The organism is Vibrio sp. MED222, from assembly GCF_000153005.1.
In the GTDB taxonomy this organism is placed as follows: Bacteria; Pseudomonadota; Gammaproteobacteria; order Enterobacterales; family Vibrionaceae; genus Vibrio; species Vibrio tasmaniensis_A.
The window spans coordinates 651,884-678,086 of the sequence record NZ_CH902606.1; the positions used below are offsets into that span (position 1 = coordinate 651,884).

Consider the following 26,203-nt stretch of genomic DNA (forward strand, 5'->3'; position numbering starts at 1 on the left):
CAAAATACGAATGGAAATCAGTTTATGTTAACGGTCAAATTGCCTGTATTTATGTTAATTTTGTGATGAGGAAACACCACTAAAATAGGTTTATAAATCCAACTGAGTGGGTCTTAGAAAGAGTGGAGGGTTCTTTGTTGTTTCTCGCCCTACGTTTAACGAGAGTTTAGTCACATTTTATTCACTCTAAAAGCGCCGAACATGATGGAAAAACTAGCGGAGTGGTGGTTATGCGAGCACTTAGAATAAAAATGAAAGAAAAAGGTTTCGTTTTCAGTTAGATGTGGCATTATCAAACTCGTTAAGACGATGTGCGTACATCGTATAATGGCTATTACCTCAGCCTTCCAAGCTGATGATGCGGGTTCGATTCCCGCTGTACGCTCCAGTCTTCTTGATGTTTCAGTCTTACTCTTAAGACAGTGTGCGTGCATCGTATAATGGCTATTACCTCAGCCTTCCAAGCTGATGATGCGGGTTCGATTCCCGCTGCACGCTCCAATTCCTCCTTATGTTTTGTTACGTGTTTTCTTCCAGCGATACCCTATTCAAAAAACTTCTCCGCTCGTTAAACCTATAAGCATTAATCCATATAGCTTAAACCCATTTTGTTAAGTCTAACCAACCAACGCTAATTAAGCAGCTAGCGCTATTAACTCCTTAAATCGCTTCGAATTTCTTAAACCTTTCCCATTACATATTGCAGTCTAGCTTTTAACGATTTTCAAAATTGTTCCAATTTAATAATCTTGGTCAATATCTGCAAAAATCATTGTGTTAATGTGCGCGCATTAGCAACAACCCATAAATAATAAAAAATGTTTAAAAGCAATGAGTTAACAATTAACATCGAAGCAATTAATGTCGCTTTAGCAAAAGTTGAAAATGCCAATAAAATTCAGCTAGATACATTGAAAGGTTATGTGAACAGCGAGCCTGAACAAGCTGTACTGGCTTTTCGATCGCTGAATGAAGCAGAATCAATCGACGACAAGTTTAAAAAGATCATGGCAGAGCTACCGCACCTGAGCGGCGAAGCACACCACCTACTGGAAACATCGATCCTATTACAGTAATGGCCAAGAAAGATAAGTCTCAACTAGCGCGATGAGCTAAGACTTATCTTTTAGCTTTCTGTTTTTAGTACTTTCCCAGCAGCTATTTCTAGCTCTATTAGATAATGCCTAAAGCGTTATCGACTTCGCCATACCCGCTTCAGCGTGACCAGGAATATTGCACGCGAACTCTACGTTATTATCACCATGGAAATGCCAAAGCATCTGTTTCGCTTTGCCCGGCTTAACTGTAACTGTGCTGCCCGAGTCATGAGCGTGATTACCCATGTTTTTCATCATTTCACGGTGCTCTAACTGCTCTGAAGCAGAACCAATCGAGAATTCGTGATCAATCTTGCCCGTGTTCATCACAACGAACTGCACCACGTCGTTCGGCTCAATATCAACCTTGTTCTTAAATGTAATTTTCATATCGTCACTTAGCAGAACATGAACCACTTTATCCGGCTTTGCGCCTGTCGCAGGCATACCCACTTCAGACATGCCTTCCATATTCATCATCTTCGAATGGTCCATCTTTCCATCCTTCATCATGCTGAGATCCATTTTTGAATGATTCATCTCTCCACTCTTCATCATCGAGTGATCCATATTTGAGTGGTCCATATTCGAATGGTCCATTTCAGCAAAAGCCGTTGCAGTAGTTAACATCAGTGCAATCGCAATAAGTGTCTTTTTCATGATCGTTCCTTAGATTAATTCAGTTATTTATTTGTTAGTTTCACATGTTCATGTGGTACGCCCTTACTCACTCTGTTTTTGGTCAGTAAGGGCTAATAATCAATACGTTATTTGTTTGGTTCGTTTTGGCTATGCGTAATCTCACGCTGTTTCCAGAGCTTAAAGATTGCAGGCAACACCAGTAGGGTAAGCAATAGTGCAGACGCCATTCCGCCTATCATCGGCGCAGCAATTCGCTGCATCACTTCAGAGCCCGTACCCTCGCCATACATAATTGGAATGAGGCCAATAATCACCGTAAGTACTGTCATCATAACTGGGCGAACACGCAGTCCTGCGCCCTCACGAATAGCATCCGTTAGGTCTTCACGCTGAAGTGCTTTCTGGTTCTGCTCCGCATCCAACTTCTTGTAGTGCCATGCTTGATTTAGGTAGACCAACATGATCACACCTATCTCAACAGCTACCCCGGCAAGGGCGATAAAGCCCACCCCCACTGCAATGGAGAAGTTGTAATTGAGGACATGCATCAGCCATAAACCACCAACCATTGCGAGTGGCAACGTCAGCATGATCATCATCACCTCACCAACGCGGCGGAAGCTGAGGTAGAGCAACAACATGATGATTGCGATGGTGATTGGCACAACGACACTTAAACGTTCTTTGGCGCGCTCCATGTATTCGTATTGACCAGACCACGCCAATGAATATCCAGCAGGCAAGACGATTTTATCTGTAACGACTTTTTGCGCCTCTGCCACATAAGAACCAAGGTCGCGACCTTCGATGTCAACGAACACCCAGCCATTAGGACGCGCGTTCTCCGTCTTAATCATTGGTGGTCCATCTTCATAGCGAATATCTGCAACATCAGACAAAGCAATTCGCGCTCCGTTTGGTGTCACTAACGGCAGGTTCTGCAACTTAACGACAGAATCACGATAGCTTTGCGGATAACGGACATTGATTGGATAACGCTCTAGCCCTTCTACCGTTTCGCCGACATTCATACCGCCAACTGCGGTCGAAATAACCTGCTGAACCTCTTTGATGCTTAATCCGTAACGAGCAGCAGAGCGGCGCTTGATGTCTATCGTCACATAACGACCACCCGCAACACGCTCAGCGTAGACAGAAGCAGTACCACTCACGCTATTGAGGATGGGTTCAAGTTGAGAGCCAATATCCTCAATCACGCTCAGATCTGGGCCTGCGATTTTGATACCAATTGGCGTTTTAATACCCGTCGCCAACATGTCGATACGTGTTTTGATTGGCATGACCCAAGCGTTGGTCAAACCGGGGAATTGAATCAGATCATCAAACTCTTTACGCAGAGACTCAGTAGTGACACCGTCACGCCACTGTTCTCGCGGTTTAAGCTGAATAACCGTTTCAATCATGGTCAGTGGCGCAGGATCGGTTGCCGTCTCTGCTCGACCAATTTTGCCCCACGTGGTTTCGACTTCTGGAATGGTTTTGATGAGCTTGTTGGTTTGTTGCAACAACTCACGAGCCTTACCTATTGAGATGCCCGGATACGTGGTTGGCATGTACATCAAATCCCCTTCGTCCAAAGGAGGGATGAACTCGCTGCCAAGCTTACTGGTTGGGTAATAAGCAGACGCCATTAAGCCAAGTGCGATAACAATCATCACCTTGGGATATTTTAGGCTGAGGTTTAGAAGCGGTTTATACATCGCCACTAGGCTACGGTTTACTGGGTTTTTATGTTCAGGTAGCACGTTACCGCGAATGAAATAACCCATTAACACAGGCACCAGCGTGATTGCCAAACCGGCTGCTGTAGCCATCGCATACGTCTTGGTAAACGCAAGTGGCGAGAACATCTTGCCCTCTTGCCCTTCTAGCGCGAACACAGGCACAAAGCTCAAGGTAATGATAATCAGAGAGAAGAACAGCGGTGCGCCAACTTCTTCTGCTGCCTTACCAATCACCTGCCAACGGTTTTTGTCAGTGAGCGGAGTCCGTTCAATGTGTTTATGAACGTTCTCAATCATCACGATGGCACCATCCACCATGGCGCCAATCGCAATCGCGATCCCGCCAAGAGACATAATGTTGGCGTTAATACCCTGCCAATGCATAACGATGAATGCGCCTAAGATACCGACAGGCAGACTTAGCGCGATAACCAGTGATGATCGGATATGGAACAAGAACAGCGCACACACGACGGCGACCACGATGAACTCTTCAGCCAGCTTCTTCCAAAGGTTTTCAACGGCTGAATCAATCAAAGTAGAACGGTCATAAGTTGCGACAATCTCGACACCATCAGGTAAGCCAGCTTGCAGTTCAGCGAGCTTGGATTTCACCGAGTCGATCACTTCACTGGCATTTTCACCAAAGCGCATCACAATAACGCCGCCAACCGCTTCACCCTCACCATTGAGTTCCGAGATACCACGACGCATTTGCGGGCCAAGATTAATGTCAGCAATGTCACCTAATAGCAGCGGAGTACCTTTGTCGGTCACTTTTAGCGGCAGAGATTGAATATCTTCGATGCTTGTCAGGTAACCGGTGGTACGAACCATATGTTCGGCTTCCGCAATCTCAACAACAGACGCTCCTGTTTCTTGATTACCATCTTGGATCGCCTTGTTGACTTGCTGAAGCGTCAGGTCATATGCACGTAACTTGGCAGGATCAATCTGTACTTGATACTGCTTCACCATGCCGCCAACGGTCGCCACTTCAGACACGCCTTCTACAGTTTGCAATTCATACTTCAAGAACCAATCTTGCAAACTACGAAGTTCCGCTAAGTCGTGCTGACCTGTTTTATCTTGCAACACGTAGCTGTAAACCCAGCCCACACCGGTTGCATCGGGTCCTAGTGTTGGCTTGGCACTCGATGGTAAGTTAGGTGCAACTTGGCTTAAGTACTCCAACACTCGTGAACGCGCCCAGTACATATCGGTATCGTCATTGAAGATGATATAGACATAGGAATCACCAAAGAACGAGTAGCCACGAACTGTTTCAGCACCCGGTACAGCTAACATGGCGGTGGTCAATGGATAGGTCACCTGATCCTCGACCACCTGTGGGGCTTGACCCGGATAACTGGTTTTGATGATTACCTGAACATCTGACAAATCAGGAATGGCATCGACAGGTGTATTTTTAACGCTGTATAAACCGCCAAATACGATGGCGACAGTGGCAACCAGCACTAAGAAACGGTTGCTAATAGACCAGCGAATAATTGCATTGATCATAGTTCGCCCTCACCCGTGCTATTCGTCGGTTCGAGAGATTTGAGCACATAATCAGAACCTTGCTTCGCCACTAGAAACCGAATGGTTTGACCCTCGGCAAACTCAGATAAATCAAGGTCATCACTGGCTTGGAAATTCATTTCACCCGCTTTCCAATTCCACTCAGGGACTGGCTGATGTTTTACAGTGATCATGCCAAAATCTGCCATCAACATGGTAATGTCACCCGTTACCCAAACTTCGCCGGCGATCTTGTGTTTGTTGACCTTGTAATCAACAACCTCGTATCGCCCTGACTCTGTCTTTCGCATCTCAAAGTCAATTGCCTTACCACGTTCCACGTCACTCATGTCCAAGCCTTCCGCAAAGGTGAAGTTCATCACCATGCCCGGCCAATCCCATTCTGGAACAGGCTGATGGTTAATCATCACCATACGACTGCCTTGCATAACGTCGGAAATTTCACCGTTCGCCCATACGGTTTCAGCTTCTTCCTCAACACTATTGATGCGTGACAGATCAGCAGATTGGCTCGATTCAGAATCCAACATGAAGTGCGCAGAAGTGACAATGTTTTCACCTTGCTCCAGCCCTTGAAGCACTTCTATTTTTTCGCCAGCTTCACGACCAACCTCAATACGAGCAGAGCGATACTTGCCAGAACCTTCTGACATCACCACTCGAGTCATACCACCGGAGTGAATCACCGAAGATCTTGGGATAGTAAGGACAGCTTCATCACTGATGGGTTTCAGCGCAATATTGGCAAACATATTTGGCTTAAGCTCGCCATTTGGGTTGGAGAACTTCAAACGAACACGCAAGGTTCGAGTTTTTGGATCAAGGATTGGGTACACGTAATCGACATTACCTAACCACTCTTTGCCGGGAATGGCATCTAGAGTCATCACCGCATTGCTGCCTGACGAGATCCAGTGCGCTTGACGCTCAAACACCTCAGCATCAACCCATACTTCACCTAATGGGCCTGCACTGATCACCGCTTGTGCAGGTGAAAGGTAACCACCTTCTCGGATATTCAGGCTTGCGATGACACCATCAGCTGGCGCTTTGACTTCAATGGTTTGCGAAGCTTTGCCTTTGCGCGTAATAGAGCGGATTTGAGTCTTATCAACACCCAAGGTAATTAAGCGTTCAGTCGAACCTTTGATCAAACCTTTACGACCCGTTTTATAAGCACTGATCAACTCGTCTTGTGCTTTAACAAGCTCTGGAGAATAGAGTGTGAAAAGCACATCACCTTTGTTTACCTTCTCACCTACTGCGTTGATGGAGAGTTTTTCCACCCAACCAGAAACACGGACGTTGGTTTGCCATAGCGCACTTTCATCAAATGCCACGTAGCCAACCGTTTCAATGCGTGGTGATAGCGCTTCTCTCGTGACTTGTGCGGTTTTCACGCCAAGGTTATTTTCCACAAAAGAATCAATAAACACGGTTCCGGGCTTATCTTTGGCTCCGCCGTTCACATCGTCAGCATATACAGGGATAAGATCCATCCCCATTGGTGACTGACCCGGCTTGTCTCGCTGATAATTTGGGTCCATCGGAGCCACCCAATACAGAGGTTCATCCTTGGTTTGTTTACTTACTTCGGCGCCTGTACTCGTTGCCATTGCTGACATGTTATGTGCTGACCCAACGACAAAGTGATTCACACTAAAACCCAATGCACCACCGACCAATAAAGCGATTGTTGCTACTTTTACTGTACTCATTGTCTATTCCCTTATTGATTGGCTGTGTGTTTAGTTGCGCTTGAGTTGAGTTGTGGTTGGTTTACTTGGTATTCAAAGCCACTGACTAACGCCGCCAGTTTGCTGTTAACGATGTTGAGATCGGTGATCAAACGTTGTTGCTCTAACTTAAGCGCCAACTCATCGGTCGTTGCTAAAATGACATCGTTAAACTGAGCGGTATTGTTTTGATAGCCCCTCTCAACCGCACTGATTCGTGCTGCGGTTTGAGGAAGCAAAGACGTTTGATAGCGCTCTAATCGCTGGATCAGATTTGATCTGTCCACCAGCAATGCGTTCACTTGTGCGTTCATTTGGGAAAGTAAGGTGTCTTTTTGAGATTTAGCCGCACCAACTTGATACTGAGCAGCCGATAAGTTTTTATCTTGTCGGTTCCCTGTAAACAGCGGGATGTCGACTGTCAGATAAGCACTCACCAGATCAGAAGCAGGTTCACCCGCCATGTTGTTGGCTTGACGGTGTGCATACATCACTTCGACCCCAAACTGTGGCGTATAAGCTTGCTCTGCTAACTCAACCTGAGTTTGATTGGAGGAAATACTGACATCGGAGATCTTAACCAAAGGATGGTCAGTCAGTAGCTGGTAGTGCTTGGATGAATCGATATTGGTCGCTAATTTGCTTTCCAACAACGACCAATCGATTTGGTTAGTTGCATTCAGTGTGCCCTGAGAATCAAGAACCTGAGAGCCTAGCCAATCAGAACCCAACCATTCAGAAAGCTGAGAGATTAGACGACGCTGAACCTGCTGGTTTGCCTGAAGTTTCTCATCAAGCTTGCTCACTTGGAGCTGAGCATTAAGCAGATCTTGCGCTTCACTTTTACCAATCGAGTAATTGGTTTGTACATAGTTTTCAAGCTCAACCAACAAACGACGATTTTGACGAATCACCGACTCAGCCTTTTGCTGATAACCTAACTCAAGCCAAAGCTGCGTCATGCTATTCGCAACCGTCAATTCTCTTGCTTGCACCTGCAAAGCCAAACCATCCGCTTGCTGCCCCGCTTTTTTCTGCTGTAGATCCAGCGTATCTCCACGTTCAAATTGCTGCATCAGACCAACCGAGATATTGGTCATTGGGTCTTCATCAAACTGGAAGCGATCGACTGGCAGACCACCAAATCCGACTTTTAGTTTCGGATCCATCAAGGTTGCGCTGGCAATGCCCGTTTCTCGCATCGCTTGAGACTGAGCAAAGTACTGTTTGCGATTTCCATCTTCGCTTAAAGCAATCTCAATCAGTGTATTGAGTTGCTGCGTCGAGCTTGCTTGGTCATGTGCTGAAATGTGTTGAGCATTTGAAGCTGACGCCGTGGTAGCCGCGAGCGTAGCACTTGAAAACAAGGCCATAGGCAAGGCAGCAGCAACCACTAAGCTCGTGTTCATGACAAACACAGAGGTTGTTGGTTTCATATTCACAATGAATGTCCATATCTAGCGCTAATTAGCGCATAAAAAAGAATGGCTTATCAGATTTATCTAACTGATATAACTGTATTTTTAGATATAGATTTATGCGGAAGGTGGGCGTAGCAAAGATTGAGCGCGTGCGACTTTCTGGCCAATCGTGACCGATTGAAAACGAGCTAATGAAAAGGAAAGTTGATCAACGGCTTGAACAGCCTGGATTGGATAGGGACTTGCAGAACACATTGAGGCACAGCAATCGGCACTCGAACAATGGTTACCCATCATCGGACTGCCGTCTTCGCTCATTGAAGACATATCGAATTGAGCCATCAAAGCATGGGCACTCATGTTAGAGTCTTCAGCGTGTACTTCTTCACTCATCACATGGCATCCCGCCTTTGAGTCATTAACCGAAGTATCGCTGTGGTAACAAGCCGACTTACCCGAGCTCATTTCCAACATCATTACTTCAGTCATCAAGGCTGAGGAGCTTGAGGCATAGCTAGACATCAACATCGCAATGATGCTGAAAACAATAATCCAAGTTTTTCGGAATGTGTTTGTCATAGCTTACCTTTGAATTTACAACGCAACTATAAACGTTCCCCTTAGGGTAAGGTCAATGCCATTGTGCCGATATTTGCCTGACCGTTGAAAAAGTATTCATCCTCTCTTTCATCAAAATGAGATAATTCTTCGACTTTGCAGTTTTTTCTTTAAAAATTATCCAATTAGCTAGCGAAACCTCTATCTGTGTATTTTACTTAAGATAGTGCAACCACGATTCACGGATGATAAAAATGGCTAACAAAAAAAACGTCGAAGCAAACAAGAAAAATACAGAAATCAAAAATAAGAAAAGTAACAAGCTAGAACAAAAGAAACCAACACAAAAAAAGAAGCGCAGACTGCATTCACATCTAAAAGTGAATATCCCACTTTTTCAGTCACTCATGATGATTTTGCCATCATTGGCTAAACACGCTGCTGCAGAGAGCATAGACAATTCCAGTGACGCTGCAGATCAAGTAACCGCAAATAACGTGACAGCAAAAGATTCCAGCGACCACCATGGAAAAACCGACTCATCAGCGGTTACTCATCAAGAGGCTCAAACGAGCGACAGCGACGTAAACTCGACCTTAAGTGCAAGTCATGCCGCCCATGGTTCGAGCTCTCACCTGGTTCCTTCTCATCATTTATCGACGCTTTCTCACCCGCAAGTCCATTACATTCCTTCGGTATCGATGCCTACTATCTCCTCAGGGAGTAACGGTCAGCCGACTCATTCGAATGCGCCTACGACGCCCGCTTTACCCGTCACCTTTATGCCAGAAGTTATAAAAGGTACCTACGGAGAGCTTCATGTTGATGCCAATGGTCAATACACATTCGTATTGAATCCAAATTCTCCTCAATACATCCTGTTAAATCAGCACCAATCAGGTACTGACCATTTTGCGTTACATCTATCTAATGGCTCGAGCATCATTGTTCAGGTACCGGTAACAGGTAAGCAAGACACGCCAAATATTTCTGGAGACCTAACAGGTGTCGTAACAGAAGATCACAATATTGATTCACAAGGCTTGTTACATGCGAACGGTAAAATTGATGTCATAGACCCTGATCAAAATGAAAGTTCGGTTACGCCGGAAGTTATCTCAGGTAAATATGGTTCATTAACTATCGATGCTGATGGACACTGGCAGTATCAAGTTGATAACTCGCTCTCTAATGTTCAAGCTTTAACCGCAGCCACTTCATTGCACGAAAGCTTCACTATTCACACCAAAGACGGCACACCGCAAACCATCGATATGACGATTGGTGGGAACGACGACAACGCCGTAATTACGGGTGTGGATGCTGGCACGTTAACTGAAGATTTAACGACACAAGTTCAAGGGCAGCTTTCGGTAACGGACTCTGATCTTGGAGAGGACCACTTTCAAGCCTCACAAGTGACTAGTAATTTCGGTACGCTAAGCATAACCAAAGACGGTGCGTGGACATACAGCTTAAACAACAATAACCCAGTAGTTCAAAGACTTGGCCAAGGTTCAACTGCGACAGACATCGTCACTGTTCACTCAGCTGATGGTACAGCGCATCAAGTTATGGTTACGATCAATGGCACCAACGACCATGCAGTAATCACGAGTAGTACAGCAAATTCACCAAGTTCGTTTTTCGCTATCGGGACAAGTAATGGCTCAAGCCAAGTTACTGAAGATAAAGACCTAACGGTTTCAGGCCAACTCAACATCACCGATATCGACTCAAAAGAGGCGCATTTTTCTAATTCCGACCTCAAGGGGACACTGGGTACTTTACACCTTAAAGACAATGGCGATTGGACCTACGATCTAGATAATAAAAACCCACAAGTTCAGGCTCTTGGTCAAGGCTCTGCGACAACAGACATCATAACCATCCACTCCGCCGACGGCACTCCTCATCAAATTGCAATTACCGTTAACGGCACCAATGATAAAGCCGTGATAAGCGGAACCAGTGCCGGCGTGGTAACCGAAGAGTCCCAACTTCAGACCTCGGGCACACTTGCGGTAACGGATGTAGATACTGGCGAAGCGCACTTCGCTACTTCATCCACAGGAAGTACCGATATTGCAGGCTCGTTTGGTATGCTACATCTAACCGATTCGGGGGCTTGGACGTACGATCTTGATAACACTAACCCGACCGTTCAAGCATTAGGTAAGGGCTCGACAGCTACTGATACCATCACCGTTCATTCTGCTGATGGCACGCCGCATCAAGTGACTATCACAGTAAATGGCACTAATGACGCAGCTACTGTCAGCAGTGCGACCGTTGCCATCTATGAAACCGACAAAGCGGTAACCACCTCAGGCACCCTCACCAGTACCGATGTTGATAACCCAGACAATACCTTCACACCAGATTCTATCTCAGGCACCAACGGTGATCTCACCATTGATACCACTGGCCACTGGGTATTCACCGCCAACAGTGCGTTTAATCAATTAAACGTCGGCGATAAAGTAGAAGAAACCTTCACGGTGTCGTCTGTTGATGGCACACCGTCCACTATCAAGGTGACAATTAACGGTACTAACGACACAGCTACTGTCAGCAGTGCGACCGTTGCCATCGATGAAACCGACAAAGCGGTGACAACCTCAGGCACCCTAACCAGTATCGACGTCGATAACCCAGATAACGCATTCACGCCAGATTCCATTGTTGGATCTAACGGCGACCTAACTATTGATGCTAATGGGCATTGGGTGTTCATCGCCAACAGCGCGTTTAATCAATTGAATGTCGGCGATAAAGTCGAAGAGACCTTCACGGTGTCGTCTATTGATGGCACACCTTCGACCATCAAAATTACTATTAATGGTACCAATGACAAAGCCGTGATAAGCGGAACAAGTGCTGGCGCGGTCACCGAAGAATCTCAACTTCAAACCTCTGGCTCACTGACTGTGACTGATGTTGATGCCGGTCAAGCGCACTTCTCCAATACCGATATTGCTGGGACTTTAGGCACCTTACACCTCACTAATTCGGGGACATGGACTTACGACTTAGATAACACCAACCCAACCGTTCAAGCGTTAGGTAAAGGAACAACCGCTACCGATACCATTACTGTTCATTCTGCTGACGGCACACCACATCAAATTACTATTACGGTTAATGGTACTAACGACAAGGCCATCATTGGCGGGACAAACTCTGGTGCAGTGACTGAAGAATCTCAACTTCAGACGTCAGGTACACTGACTGTCACTGACGTAGATACTGGTGAAGCACACTTCTCCAACACTGATATTGCAGGCACATTAGGCACTTTACATTTAACTGATAACGGCACTTGGACTTACGATTTAGATAATACGAATCCACAAGTTCAAGCGCTAGGCAAAGGAGCAACCGCTACCGATACCATCACTGTTCATTCTGCTGATGGCACGCCACATCAAGTGACTATCACAGTAAATGGCACCAATGATACGGCTGTAATTGGCGGTACAAGTGCTGGCGCAGTAACAGAAGAGACACAACTACAAACTACTGGCACATTAACCATTACTGATACCGATAGCGGTGAAGCACACTTTGCCAATACTGATATCCAAGGCTCCTTAGGTACATTACATCTAACAGATAATGGCGCTTGGACGTACGATCTTGATAACACCAATCCTATCGTTCAAGCGTTAGGTAATGGCGCAACCGCTACTGATACCATTACCGTTCATTCAGCCGATGGCACACCTCATCAAGTCACCATTACAGTGAACGGCACTAATGATAATGCTGTGGTAGGTGGAATAGATACTGCAAGTGTCACTGAGAAAGCTGCTGGAGATAATATGTCACCAGATCATGCTCAATCGGGTATGGCGACACTTCGAGTTAGTACACTAAACGCTAATGGACATTTATCTGTGATTGATCCTGACTCTGGTCAGTCTGGCTTTGCTGATAATAATGTGGGGTATAACTATCACGGTACATATGGTGACTTAATTTTAAATCCAAATGGCGATTGGAATTACTATGCCGATGCTGGAAGTCTCAGTCACATTGGTGGAAGGCCCACGACCAGAGGCTCCGCTATCGATAAGTTAGGTGAGGGTGAAACACTCACAGACACTATCACCGTTCACACAAAAGATGGAACACCACATAATATAGTCATCACTATCAATGGTAGTAACGACAGGCCTTATTGCTCTTCAGAAGTACAACTCAACGCAGGTACTGAAGATACGAGACAAACCATTACAGCTGCACAACTGTTACAAAATTCAATAGATGTCGATAAAAATGACTCTGGACTGCTTACAGTAGCAAACCTTCATCCAGATCACGGCTCGATTTTAGATAACCAAAATGGTACATACACTTTCACACCAGAAAAAGACTATAACGGTAAAGTTCATTTCACCTATGATGTCAAAGATGCACATGGCGGTGTCACTCATACTGGAGCTACCAGCAGTTTAAGTGCTGTTGCTGATAAAGCGGTTATAAGCGGTAGTGATACCGGAACGATTATTGAAGATCATAATGTGGGTCACAGTTCATTACAGCCTGTCGTTGCATCGGGTTTGCTGAGTGTGACAGATCCTGATGCAGGGCAAGACCATTTTCAGGTCAATCTGTTATTAGGAGAACAGGCGATTCACGATCCCTTTGGTGGTTTTTTACGCATTACACCAAGTGGCGCTTGGGGATATGAAGTAGCCAATAGTCGCTTGCAATCATTAGCTGAAGGTGAAGTAGAAAAAGTTGTATATCGTGTTTACTCTGCAGACCACACTGCCCACGATATAACAATAACGGTGACAGGCACCAACGATCAACCGAGCATTACTGCGACGACACTTGCACATGGCACTGAAGATACGCATTACCAAATGCAAGCCAGTCAGTTTGGATTCAGTGATATCGACACAGGCGATACGTTACATTCCATCGCAATCACAGATCTACCATCAGCAACACAAGGTAAGTTTGTACTTGATGGACACGATGTTACAGCGGGGCAACACATCCCTACAGCTGACATCAGTAAACTTCAGTTCGTTCCTGCGCAAGATTTTAATGGCGATGTTCAGTTTAAATATACTGTTAACGATGGGCATGTTGACTCACAAGAGGCTACTAACACTCTTCATATTGATGCGATTGGAGATAAAGCCGTTATATCAGGTGTGGATACTGGCGATGTTTATGAAAACAGAAACCCTGATATGTCGCCAGACTTTGCCCAGTCAGGTATGGCGCATTTAACTAATAGTATGATTCATGTTGAGGGGCAACTAACAATCATCGATCCAGATACCGGCGAGAATAGTTTTGATTCTAAAGGTATTGGTTATACCTATCATGGAAAATATGGCCATTTGATTCTTAATACAGATGGTAAATGGTTTTATGGTGTTGCGACCGGCACTGCTGATGTAAATGGTGGATTAACAACAAAGGTAGGATCGACGATTGATCAACTTGGTGCAAATGAGACACTCACTGATACGATAACGATACAAAGTAAAGACGGTACCAGTCATGATATTGTTATCACCATTCATGGCGACAACGACCGTCCATACTGCTCTTCAGAAGTGCAGCTCAACAGCGGTAAAGAAGACCTCGCGCAAACCATCACGGCCACCGAACTCTTAGCAAACACTATAGACGTGGATAGCAACGACCTAGGCAAACTCACCATTGCTAATCTGCTAGTCGATCACGGGTCTGTTGTCGATAACAAAGACGGCACCTACACTTTTACTCCAACCAAAGACTATAACGGCCAAGTTCATTTTAGCTATGACGTCACAGATGCGCATGGCGGAGTGACTCATACGGGGGCAATCACAACCCTTGCAGCAGTTAATGATGCCGCCACATTTGCCGGTGACTCCAGCAGCATAAAAGAAGATACAAACATTCACCATAACGCGCATATCACTGGGTCAGCAACTATTCCAGATGCCCTTTATTGCCATGGGCACCTGATTGTTTCTGACGCTGATGGTCATGGCGAAGCTGCATTAGATCTTAAGGGGCAACCGAAAATATCTCTGGATGGAACCTATGGTCATTTCGACATCACTAGTACTGGGACATGGGTTTATAAAGCAGACAACAAGAGTACGCAGATTCAAGACTTAGACAATGGACAAACACTCACAGATAGCATTGAAGTCACATCAAAAGACGGTACCAAGCATTCAATTACCGTCACTATTAACGGGACTACTGACGCTCCTACTCTACACAGCCTCAGTGATTCTGGTGTTCAACATAGTGGTCCAGTTGAAGGGAATCTACTTACTGGCTCTGGGACGGATCAAGGATTGAGTGGTGCAGCAACAGACACCGATTCCAACGCACATCTGGTGTTGCAAGATATTCAAATAAAGGACCCCGTGTCAGGTTATGTCGCGGTAAGGCCTGGGCAACCACATACTATGGCCGGTATCGGTACACTCGCGATCGAAGCGAATGGTCATTATACCTTCACCCCGGAAGCTGGCTTTACAGGTAAAGTGCCAAGTATGGTTTATCGTGTCGGTGATGATGGGGGTAACCCAATAGGAGACTCTTCTCAAAACTCTCTCTCTATTGAAGTCACCCCTCCTCTACAACATGCGCCAACGGTGACAGGGCAAACTGTTTCTACAAATGAAGACATCACCAGAACCTTTACCACCAGTGAATTTGGTTACAGTGATCAAGATGGCGATGCGTTACAGTTCGTGACTATTAGCAGCTTACCGAGTCATGGATTATTACTTTTAAACGGTAACGTCGTAACCGCCAACCAGCAAATCAGCAAGGCTGACTTAGACGCAGGCCATTTAACTTTCACGCCGAGCAATAATGAAAACGGCGCCAACTATGCGCAATTTACATTTACTGCGAATGATGGCCATAAAAATTCGGCAAGCGCAACGATGGTAGTGGATGTCAATGCGGTCAATGATGCACCTATCGTTGGATCGAGTTTTATTAGTTCTTTAGAAGATAAGCCTCATGCGTTCACCACCGCAGACTTTAAATATTCTGATATTGATGGAGATGCGTTAAACCACATCACGATTACCAATGTCGCCCATGGCGTGTTATCGCTGAATGGCACCACAGTGAATGTTGGTGATGACGTCAGCGCCTCCGACGTTTCATCACTCATCTTCACCCCAACTCACAACTACTTTAGTTCTGGTGTCAGCGGATTAGGGGCGGTGCAATTTACCGCAAACGATGGTCATCTTGATTCAAAAGAAGGGTCAATACTCATTAATATAGCGAGTGTCGCTGACCCTGCAACATTCAGTGGAGACTCCACAGGAGTGGCAAAAGAAGACATAACACTTCAAGCTTCAGGTACGTTGACGGCGAGTGACCCTGATGGAACCGCAGGGTTTACCGCGGTACAGGGTGGAGCTGGAATAGCCGGAAGCAAAGGCTATGGGCACGCTCATATCGATGTAAATGGTCACTGGACTTACGACCTTGACAACAACCATCCTATAGTTCAACAGCTTAGCGAAGGTCAGACAGACACTGAAACCATCACGGTTCAATCTGCAGATGGCACGCACCATGATATCGTGGTTACCATTACCGGAACCAATGACGCACCGATTCTCGGCGTTAACCAAACATCAACAGCAGCAGGTACATTAACAGAGACAGATTTAGACACTAATGACACTCATACCTTCTCTGTCGTTAGTTCTAACGGTCAATTCGGTTCATTGTCGGTCGACCCAGACACTGGTGACTACATCTACACACCAAATACGTCTATCACAGGAATGAGTTATAACTCTGCCACCAACTCCTATCATGGTGTCGATGTATTCGAAGTAAAAGTCAGTGACGGCCATACTGAAGATTCGAAATTCATCACCTTTGATGCCTCGGGACATGTCACCATGTCACCAACGGGTGGCCTAGTAATATCAACCACAGTGCCTCAACAACCTACGGTTACAACGACACTACCAACCTTGCTAATGATCACCAACGTAGCGCCAACAAACTCGGTGACATTGAATTTGGCATCAACGAGTGACTCGGGTTCGTCGAACACTGACAACCTTACCAACGACACTACGCCAACGATTACCGGACACACTGATATTCCATTCTCGAAAGTCACTATTTACGATGGTTCAACACCCGTTGGACACGCGGTATCAGATGCTTCTGGCCAATATAACGTTGTAGTAAGCAGCTTACCGAATGGCGATCATAATCTATCCGCCAAAGCATTGGCTCCTTCATCAGTGCTACCGGCTACATCTTCGCTTCTTTCCGTCCATATAGATACACAAGTACACGTCGGTATTCAAACAGACCCAATTACCGCCGACAATGTGATTAATGCTCAAGAATCCAGCAGCTCCATTGACATCACCGGATCCGTTTCTGGCGATTTTAATGCAGGTGACATTGTGACTTTAGATGTAAATGGGACACAGCATACTGGCGTGGTCGATGCAAAAGGACACTATTCAATTGCCGTACCTGGCAGTGAACTCATTGCCGATGCTGACCAAAAAATAGAGGCATCAGTAGCGATAACAGATACCGCAGGTAATAGCGCTCATGCCACTGCAGATGTTACTTACCAAGTCGATACACAGGTTAGCGTTCCTACGATTACCTTTGAAAACGCAGGGGCAGACAACTTATACAGCAAAGCTGAAATCGCCCGAGGACAAGCAAACACGATCACAGCAACCGTTACGCCTCCTGGTGATGCCAAAATCGGTGAGCATCTTGTCGTCAATGGTCAGGATCATGTATTAGATGCTCATACTCTACAGCACGGAATACAAATTGAAGTTCATCCCGGTTCTAATGTACAAGCAACAATGACTGACGAACACGGTAATACCGCAGGTAGCCAAGGTTTCGCTGCAAGCGCTATTCCTGAACCTATCATTGTCAGACCACCATCGGGAAGCCACCAAGTATCTGGCACGCTTGGGGTTCCACCACTATTACCATCGTTAACTCCGGTACCAACAGCACAAAGCGGTTGGCGAATCCATTTACCTAACGGACAGTACGTCACTAGTCATCATGGCCAATACGGGACATTAACTATTGATCCTCAGACCGGTCATTTACATTATCAAGAGCAAGCCCAAGTTCACACGGGCCCTCATGGCAGCGCTTCTGGTATAGGTCAACATGAAGATAAATTTGAAGTGGCATTGCAAGGGACAAATCAAGATGAAGTTGTCGCCCATGTGAATATCCAGATACTCAGTCATGGGCCAGGAAATAGTGGAAAGCTGACAGTTGGAACTGAAGTGGTTGATATGACAATCACTCCTGTCGTCCATACATCACACCCTGCTCCACCACCACCGCCTCCTGTTCAACATGACGAGCCAGACATGGCTTCGCAAGCCGACTTTACGGTCACACTAAGCGATGATAGTAATCTGGATTTAACCCAGCAGACCCATCAAGAACCCGAACAGAAAACCAGCCACCATGGTGCAGCCGCTTATCTGGATGCATTGGGCATTAAACCCGATGCGACATCGACAACGGTTCACGATCAACCTGCGGATATGGATATCGTACTTGCACAAGTCGACCAACCAGATGCAGCAACACATGACCAAGCGCACTTGGATATGTCAGACGCGCTGGAACACCATGATGCAAACATCAACCATAACCAAGATGATGAGCACCATCATCACAACGATATCGATGGGTTACCGGACATAGATCCAAATAGTTAACCGATAACGAGACTAAACAGAAGGGAGCACATGATGTGCTCCCTTTTTATTATTTGCTGTTGTTATTCGTTTACTCTCAACGACTCTTTATAACGATTACCTTTCACCAAATGCGACACTCACATTGGTGTAAATCGGTTTCCATAAATACTGGAATACAGATTTCTCACCAGTAGTTATATCTACCTCTCCCGTCATACCTGGCAAAATAGAAAAGCTCTCTGGGTTATCGCGGAAGTATGGCGTATCAACCGACACTACGACTTCATAATAGATCTCGCCACGCTCGCTTTGACTTGTGGTCGGAGAAATACTCTCAACCGCCCCTTTTAGCGCCCCAAAGCGGCTGTAATCAAACGCATCAATCTTGATACGAGTCGGCTGCCCTACACTCACAAAACCAATATCTCTTGGCGACAAACGAGCTTTAAAGTCTGCTTTCCCACCAACAGGAACGATTTCAACCACAGTACCACCAGGCTGAATAACACCACCGTTTTGCGTGCTTGGCAGGCTTTGCACCAAGCCTTGTAGCGGTGACACCAACATGGTGTTGGTCAATTTAGCTTGGCTTGAACGAACTCTTGCATTCAATGCCGATAAGTCAGATACGGCTTTAGAACGATCGTCACTGACCTTCGCCTTAGCCTCTGCTAAAAGCTGTTCAATTTTTTGCTCAGTGCTGTCTGCTTGCTTGATTAACACAGCTTTCTTACCACGAGCTTCTTCAATTTTCTGCTCAATACTGGCCAGTTTCTGACGCATTTCAAGCACACGTAAACGTGAAATGTTACCCGCTTTATAACCCTTCTCCAGTATGTTCAACTCTTGCTTAGTCGCATTTAACTCTTTCTCATAACTCGGCAAGGCCTTTTCTACGCTACGAAGCTGCTCTGCAATTTGCTCGCTCTCTTTCTCAAGCACCACACGCTTTTGGAAGTAGAGGGCTTTTTGCGCGTTCAGCTGCGCTTTTTGTTGGCTGACGATCTCTGGGTAATCGACCTCAAACTCAGCAAGGTTAGGCTCACGTTGCTCAAGCAGCGCATTCATACGTTCCACACTGGCTAGAAGCGTCACTTGTTGGGACTTTAGCTCTTCAAGGGCGGTACGCTGGAAAGTGGCATCAAACTCAACAAGCGGCTGGCCTTTCTCAACCAACTGCCCTTCTTTAACGAGAATTTGCTTTAACTTACCGCCAATCGCGCTTTGTAATACTTGCTTCTCGCCTTCTGGAATCACAGCACCTTTGGCTTTGGCGATTTCATCAACTTGAGTGACTACAGACCAAGTGGCAAAAGCAATAACACATAAGGCAACCGACCATGTGGCCAGCGCCAATGTACGAGCCGTATTTTGTGATTCAACAAGTTCACCGTAGCGCTTGCCCTTCTCGATAGATTGTTTAGTCATTAGCGACTCCTTGCTTAGACTTTGATTGTTCTTGTTGGGCTGCATTTTGTTGAGCAGACGCCTCTTGAGTTGACGGCTGTAGCTCTTGAGATAACGGTTGCTCAGATAACTGCGGTTCTTGAGAAGCTTGAGGCTCTGAAGGCTGTTCCTGCTTCAAAGACTGCTCCGGCTCTAATGGACCGGCATAAACCACTGCACCTTCATTTAATACCACCACTTTATCGGCAAGCTTGATTAAATCCGGATCGTGGGACGTGTAAATCACCGTTGCTTTTCCTTTTTTCGACTGCACAAACTCACCAAATATACGTTTAGCATTTGGGTGAGCATCAGGCACAGGATTATCCATTAAGAACATTGGGTAGTCATAAACCAGCGCTTTTGCATCAATGAGGATCTGCGCGACGCTGCCAGACAACATGTCAAAAAGGCTGTCCGGCTGAATACTGCTGATGGAAGTATCGAGCCCACCTGATAATGTCTCGAACCAACGCTTTCCGCCCACCATTTCAATTGCAGATATCATTTTCTTATCTTCGACTTTGTGACCGTCGTTTAGCCACTCTCGAATACTCAGCGTAAGCAAATCAGGATATGCGGCTCGAATGAAACACCAGTGGCGATAAAGCTGCGGATCATATTGAACGAGGTTAACGCCTTCAAGCTCGACCATACCGTTTTGGATAGGCTGCAAGCCAGACAGCACTTCAATTAATGTTGATTTACCGCTCCCAGAAGGGCCGGTAATCGCGACAATTTCACCGGCTTCAATATCAAAACTCACACCATTCAAGGCCGGGCGACTCTGTTTGGGATAGCGCAGCGTCACTTGGTCTAATTTCAAGTTAGGCGCTACCACGGGTAACGGGTGATGCTGGTAACTGAATTCACGCTCAGACGGCTGAGACAAAATACGGTTCACTTGCAGCTTGGATTGATTAAAGCTATTAAAACGCATCGCACTGTTTGCCAACACCTGAGCTGGGCCAGTCACCTTAGATATCAACATCATTGAAGCAATCAAACCACCAGGGGTCATCACTTGTTCAAAAATAAGTCCTATACCTAACCCCATCACGGCGAGTGTCGATCCCACACCAATAAAATAGTAAATCGAGGTGTACCGGCTCTGGAGAACCGATTGATTAAAGGTCACTGTTGAAGCAAGAAGATTGGCTTTTTTGAAACGTTGAATCCAGTGCTCTGAGAACCCAGCACTGCGAATAAAGGCAAGCTTGGATGACAGCTCATTAGTCATGTTTTGACGATTCGTACCTGCCACTGTCGATTGCATAGAGCGCTTGCTGCTAGAGCGTATCGAGCGTTTTGCTAGCAAGTAATAAAGGATTAAAGAGACGACTGGAACCAGTACCAACCACCCGCCTAAAACACCTATCGCAAGTACAAAAATAAGAATGAATGGTAGGTCAAATAACGCATTTCCTAATGGCCCCGATAGCACACCTGAAATACGCTCTGACAACATCACTTGGTTTTGCTGACTAGAAGAAGCTGTTTGCTGATTTTGAGCATAGCTATTACGAAGCAGACGCTGCACGAGGGATTGAGAAATCTCACGACTTACTCGGTTGGAAACTGAAGCAAACACTCGGCTACGTAATGTTCTCAACCAACCCATCATCACAAACAACAACGCCGCGCCAATGGCGATACCTTGCAACTCATGCCCTGCATCACCACCAATCACATGGTCATAAATCGACATCGTGATGAAGGGAACAGCAAGCGCAAATAAGTTAGTGATAAAGCTGACTAGCAGCAATTTAGGAATAATGGGGCGAAACGCATGTAGTCGTTCGCCAACCCAATCAGGAGAAGCCTTCTCTAGTGGTGGACCTTCGATAACAATACAAAACTGAGGGACATCGGTAATGTCGTCATTGGCATTAAAGGCAACAAATTGCTTGGATTCTAAATGACCAGAGACCAGCTCATGTTCACCAAGTACCAGTAAGACCAATTTATGTTCACCAACTTCATCTAGGTTGGCAACCAAGCGATAAGGCAGTGCAAGCCTGTCGAACAAGGCAAACATATCGTCGATTGATTCAATGCCATTTTCATCGACCCATTGATGTGCGAACAACTGGATATTAGCATTAACTTCCAATTGCTTAAGAACGGAAAGGCTCTCGGTTTCTAAATGATTCATCACCTCTTGTCGACCGCTGGTATCTGCACGGTTGTTCGTACCTGAAGGGTTACCAATATCTAAACGATTCATACGACGGCCTCCTGATTGCTCTCGCTGTCGACCGTAATAGCTCGACTTTCCACTGTAATGATTCGATTGGCCAATTCGCGAAGTTTAGAATGGTAGCTCACCATCAGTATCGTCCGTCCTGCCGCCACTTCTTCTTCCAACACCTTCGCTAGGTTTCCAAGGGCATCTAAATCAAGCGAGGAATCTGGCCTTTCTAACATGATAATGGGCTTATCACTTGCCAGTTGAGTCGCGATATTGAGCATTTTCACGTTACCCATACTCAGCAGAGACGTACTCGTATGGCCAATTTGTGTCTCTAGTCCATCGGGTAATCGAGTGATTTCCTTGATTAAACCCAAACGCTTTGCATAGTCACTGGCGCTTTGTGTTTTCTCAGGGTCAAAGCCACACAAGTTGTCGAGAATAGTACCCGACACCAACTGCCCTTTAACGCCACAGTAGGCCGCAATATTGGTTACGGATGCGATTGAAACTGCAGCTCCATTAATGAAGCACTCCCCCGCTTTTAGATCATCAATACCTGCAATCGACGACAATAAATGACTGTTGGTGTGGCGATCCTCACTCTCTAACAATACCAATTCACCTTTATTCAATGTGACATCCGCATGAGCGAGTTCACCGTATCTTTCAACGGTCGCTTGCTTGATTTCCAACACCTCAAAGTCAGATAAGTGGTTCTCAGCTTGCTCAGAATCTGAAGATTCCGATAGTGACAAGTCACTCAATTTTTCTATTGCCTGATTGGCACTGTGTATTGAATTAAGCTTGATTCGAACTCCCACTAAAGCACTTAAAGGTGCAACCGCTCTGCCCGATAAGATAGAACATGCCGCCAATCCACCTGTGGTTAACTGGCCATCCAACACCCATAAGCTGCCCGTGATCACCAGTAAAACTGACGTAGCTAGTGCAGCAAGCTGAATACATTCTTGGGCGAAAGCGTTCTGTTCTTCTTCTCTCGCTTTAGACTGAGAGCGAACATTATTGAGGGATTTAAACTGATTAAAGATTCGAGACTCAACGGCCTGGCGTTTGATTCCCTGAATGGTTTGGCTTAGCAAAATCAAAAACGCTTTTCGCTCCTGCTCATCTTGGGAAGCCTCTTCACTCAAGCTTTTAACACGAATAGAAGATAACCAAACGATTCCAAGAGTAATCAGCCAAACTGCCAAAGGTATCGCCACCAGCTCACCGCCGATGTAAGCCACCAAGCCCAAGAAGATCAAGGCAAAAGGCAAATCAATAAAGCCTGCAATCACACCACCGGAATACCAATCTTTGACTTTTGATACTGAGCCCAGCCCCTCTTCCACGCCGCCAACACCAATGTGGCGAAGATGTCCTGATGAAGCCGTTGTTACTCTTTCAACCAAGGTTTGATAGGTCGCTTTCTCGGTATTGCTGGCCGCGGCTGACAAAAGCCAAGTACGCACAAACCGGATCAATGCTTCCATGGCAACAGCCAACGCTGCACCCGCCAACAACAAAGTGGCAGTACCGTAACTTTGGTTAGGTAAAATACGATCGTAAATTTGTAAAACCGTTAACGGAACGGCGAGAGAGAGAAGATTTATGAGTAAAGAAGGCAGTAGGACTTTCCCCACCACCCCTTTGTTTTTCATTGAACTTGCGGGCATACACAATCCTTATCCATGCTTATGAAATAAGATTGGTACACCATGTTGAGTATTGCAAGGTAACGGACTGATTTAACGTGTTTTTCAATATAAATATGACACAGATCTTTCTACACAAATCTGTGGCTATACCCGTACCTTAAAAACGCACCTTACAAATGCTCGTTACAAGCGCTCCTTACAAACAATTGTCGTAATCCGTTATCGCCTGCTTTAACTTTGAAAAGTCTGAGTTACATAAATGCTTCCTCAACGCTTCAAACTTCTCTTCTGGCCACTCGTATATTTTGAATGAAATGAGTTCGTCAATAACGGACTCATCAAAGCGGTATTTGACGACTTTAGCTGGAGAACCACCGACAATGCTGTAGGGAGCGACGTCTTTTGTCACAACACTGTTCGCTGCAACCACAGCGCCTTCGCCAATCGTCACACCGGGCATCACCATCGCTCGCATGCCTAACCACACCCCATCTTCAATGTGAGTATCGCCTTTGCCAATGTAGGCGTCTTCAATCACATCCATAAATGGATACAAACAGAACCAATCGACTCGGTGGGTATGGTTACCGCCCATCAGAATTACGACTTCAGCCCCGATACAAACATAGTCACCGATGTACAGTTCATCGATTTCCCAGCGAGGCTCCCACTGGCGGCTGACTTCGTCGCCGTGTAAATAGCGAACTACCGATTGTTCAAAACCGTTGTCCCAGCAATCGCTGTAATAACTGTGTTGACCTTTTACGTGAATATTGGGGTTGGTTACGACTTCATGCAGCAACTCGAATTTGGACCAATGCTTCTTTTGCATTTTTACCTCTGAATGATCTATTTAGTTTTATTCGTTAACTATCAAAATGTTCGACGATGCAAATCCAAGGTGCACAAACTAACGCCCTAAAAAAACAGGGTTCACTGGGATGAATAGTGAGTATCACGCTTAAATCATAGCAATGTCGCTAAAACTAAAGAGTCGTCAGTGGATTCGAGGTTGCTTAAGAAGAGGAAGTAATTTCACAGTTTGCTCAATTTGTTATCGATAACTTGGTTGGATAATTTACAGGCGCAGTGTATCTGTTTAATCGCGCCAATTTGACAGGAAGATGTGATTAATAAGGTTTCAAATTTCGTTTCGTGGAATACGGAATAAACAAGAGCCTGCGCGATTACACAGGCTCAAACTTAGACTCGGCTATAAACTTCGGTTCTCGCTTGAAGCTAGGTTCAGCGACTACATGCGAGCAAGCTGTACTTTTCTGTCTTTATTCACCACGCAGAAGTTGCCGCGCTTAGTGCGACACTTAGAGCATCGTTCGCATTCAACAGGGCTTCTATCCCCTTCCTTCCAACGCTTAACTAAATGCGGTTCAGAAAGCAGCGGTCTTGAAAGAGCGAAGTATTCAATACCTGTGTTGTTTGCAATCGCTTCGATAGCATCAAAATCCGTCAATCCACCCACAGTGATCACCGGAATATTAACGTCTTGGCTGATCGCGTGACCATACTCATGGAAGTAGCCTTCAGCTTGAATGGTAAAGCCATCGTGCGACTCGCCAATCATAGTGTCTGCTTTACCATGAATATTACCTGACAGGACAATGCCATCCACGCCCACTTGTTCAAGCTTTTTACAGACAATACGTGTTTCCTCAAAGGTGACACCACCTTCAAAAAACTCCGATGCAGTGAGTTTAACTAAGATAGGGAAATCATCACCCACCAGCTTACGCGTCGCGATATAGATCTCTAACAAGAATCTCATGCGGTTTTCTAAGTTACCGCCGTACTCATCTTCACGTTGGTTGTAGTAAGGGCTTAAGAACTGATTAATCAGGTAAGTGTGAGCAGCATGAATTTCAACGCCATCAAAACCTGATTTTTGTGCTCTCAATGACGCTTGAGCAAAGGCATCAACAATGTAATCAATTTCGTCTTTGGTCATCGCTTTACCCAGTGTTTGAGTCCCTTTTTCAGGAACTTCACTTGGTGCAAAGATCACTCGTTCGCCAAGATCATGCGTGGTCTTTGTGCCACCGTATGCCAATTGCATGACGATTTTAGAGTCGTTGTCATGAACCAATTGAGTGAGCTTTTGATACTCTGCAATGAATGAGTCGTTATACATACCAATCATGCCCGCATTTGGCTTTTCTTCTTCAACGATGTTCGCGTAACCCGTTACGATCAGGCCGACTTCACCTTGAGCCAACTCTTCATAGATAGCGTACAGTTTATCTGTCATATGCCCATCTTCGGTGGCCATATTTTCCCACGTTGCACTTCTCATGAAGCGGTTCTTCAATGTCATGCTGCAGATGCGTGTTTCTGTAAACAAAGTGCTCAAGTCTTATCCTCATTAAATCTTTATGATGTTTGGCCATTATAAAAGACAAAAGAGAACCACTTCTTTTTCACAAAGTG

General features: G+C 45.6%; 12 protein-coding genes and 2 tRNA genes. 4 read left to right on the plus strand and 10 right to left on the minus strand.

What is annotated here, in order from left to right; translation table 11 throughout:
- The first annotated feature begins 313 nt into the window (after positions 1–313).
- From MED222_RS21380 to MED222_RS18650, 3 genes are all read left to right on the plus strand, one after another.
- Positions 314–388, plus strand: a tRNA-Gly gene (locus tag MED222_RS21380).
- A 38-nt stretch (positions 389–426) separates the two neighbouring features.
- A tRNA-Gly gene (locus tag MED222_RS21385) sits at positions 427–501 on the plus strand.
- A gap of 317 nt (positions 502–818) precedes the next feature.
- A complete protein-coding gene (locus tag MED222_RS18650; protein WP_004731488.1) occupies positions 819–1,076 on the plus strand; it encodes a hypothetical protein in 258 nt (85 codons plus the stop codon).
- A 108-nt stretch (positions 1,077–1,184) separates the two neighbouring features.
- Here MED222_RS18650 and copI read toward each other — a convergent pair whose 3' ends face one another.
- The 5 genes from copI to MED222_RS18625 all read right to left on the minus strand — a co-directional run bounded on the left by copI (position 1,185) and on the right by MED222_RS18625 (position 8,765).
- Positions 1,185–1,757, minus strand: coding sequence for a copper-resistant cuproprotein CopI (gene copI / locus MED222_RS18645; RefSeq protein ID WP_009845523.1), 573 nt, complete (start codon positions 1,755–1,757; stop codon positions 1,185–1,187).
- Between the two features lie 107 nt (positions 1,758–1,864).
- Entirely contained in the window at positions 1,865–5,008 is a 3,144-nt protein-coding gene (locus tag MED222_RS18640) for an efflux RND transporter permease subunit (RefSeq protein ID WP_009845524.1), read from the minus strand.
- The gene (locus MED222_RS18635; RefSeq protein WP_009845525.1) at positions 5,005–6,747 is read right to left on the minus strand and encodes an efflux RND transporter periplasmic adaptor subunit; all 1,743 of its coding nucleotides are present in this window, start codon (positions 6,745–6,747) and stop codon (positions 5,005–5,007) included. The genes MED222_RS18640 and MED222_RS18635 overlap by 4 nt, the downstream gene beginning before the upstream one ends.
- Positions 6,748–6,758: 11 nt before the next feature.
- On the minus strand, positions 6,759–8,201 hold the full coding sequence (locus MED222_RS18630; RefSeq protein ID WP_009845526.1) for a TolC family protein: 1,443 nt from the start codon (positions 8,199–8,201) through the stop codon (positions 6,759–6,761).
- Between the two features lie 99 nt (positions 8,202–8,300).
- Positions 8,301–8,765 (minus strand): hypothetical protein, encoded by a 465-nt coding sequence (locus MED222_RS18625; protein WP_009845527.1) that lies wholly within the window; start codon positions 8,763–8,765, stop codon positions 8,301–8,303.
- A gap of 233 nt (positions 8,766–8,998) precedes the next feature.
- Here MED222_RS18625 and MED222_RS18620 point away from each other — a divergent pair, with 233 nt between their 5' ends.
- Positions 8,999–18,481 carry a VCBS domain-containing protein gene (locus tag MED222_RS18620; RefSeq protein WP_009845528.1) on the plus strand — a complete coding sequence of 3,161 codons (9,483 nt, stop codon included), beginning with the start codon at positions 8,999–9,001 and terminating at the stop codon, positions 18,479–18,481.
- Between the two features lie 96 nt (positions 18,482–18,577).
- Here MED222_RS18620 and MED222_RS18615 read toward each other — a convergent pair whose 3' ends face one another.
- The 5 genes from MED222_RS18615 to MED222_RS18595 form a co-directional block, all read right to left on the minus strand.
- Positions 18,578–19,891: an HlyD family type I secretion periplasmic adaptor subunit gene (locus tag MED222_RS18615; protein ID WP_009845529.1), complete on the minus strand. Its 1,314-nt coding sequence runs from the start codon at positions 19,889–19,891 to the stop codon at positions 18,578–18,580.
- Positions 19,884–22,136 carry an ABC transporter transmembrane domain-containing protein gene (locus MED222_RS18610; RefSeq protein WP_009845530.1) on the minus strand — a complete coding sequence of 751 codons (2,253 nt, stop codon included), beginning with the start codon at positions 22,134–22,136 and terminating at the stop codon, positions 19,884–19,886. Before MED222_RS18610 ends, MED222_RS18615 begins: the two co-directional genes overlap by 8 nt.
- Positions 22,133–23,779, minus strand: coding sequence for an ABC transporter transmembrane domain-containing protein (locus tag MED222_RS18605; protein WP_009845531.1), 1,647 nt, complete (start codon positions 23,777–23,779; stop codon positions 22,133–22,135). The genes MED222_RS18610 and MED222_RS18605 overlap by 4 nt, the downstream gene beginning before the upstream one ends.
- Before the next feature lie 178 nt (positions 23,780–23,957).
- On the minus strand, positions 23,958–24,593 hold the full coding sequence (locus tag MED222_RS18600; protein WP_009845532.1) for a CatB-related O-acetyltransferase: 636 nt from the start codon (positions 24,591–24,593) through the stop codon (positions 23,958–23,960).
- Between the two features lie 420 nt (positions 24,594–25,013).
- On the minus strand, positions 25,014–26,126 hold the full coding sequence (locus MED222_RS18595; protein ID WP_032555063.1) for an NADH:flavin oxidoreductase: 1,113 nt from the start codon (positions 26,124–26,126) through the stop codon (positions 25,014–25,016).
- Positions 26,127–26,203 lie beyond the last annotated feature (77 nt).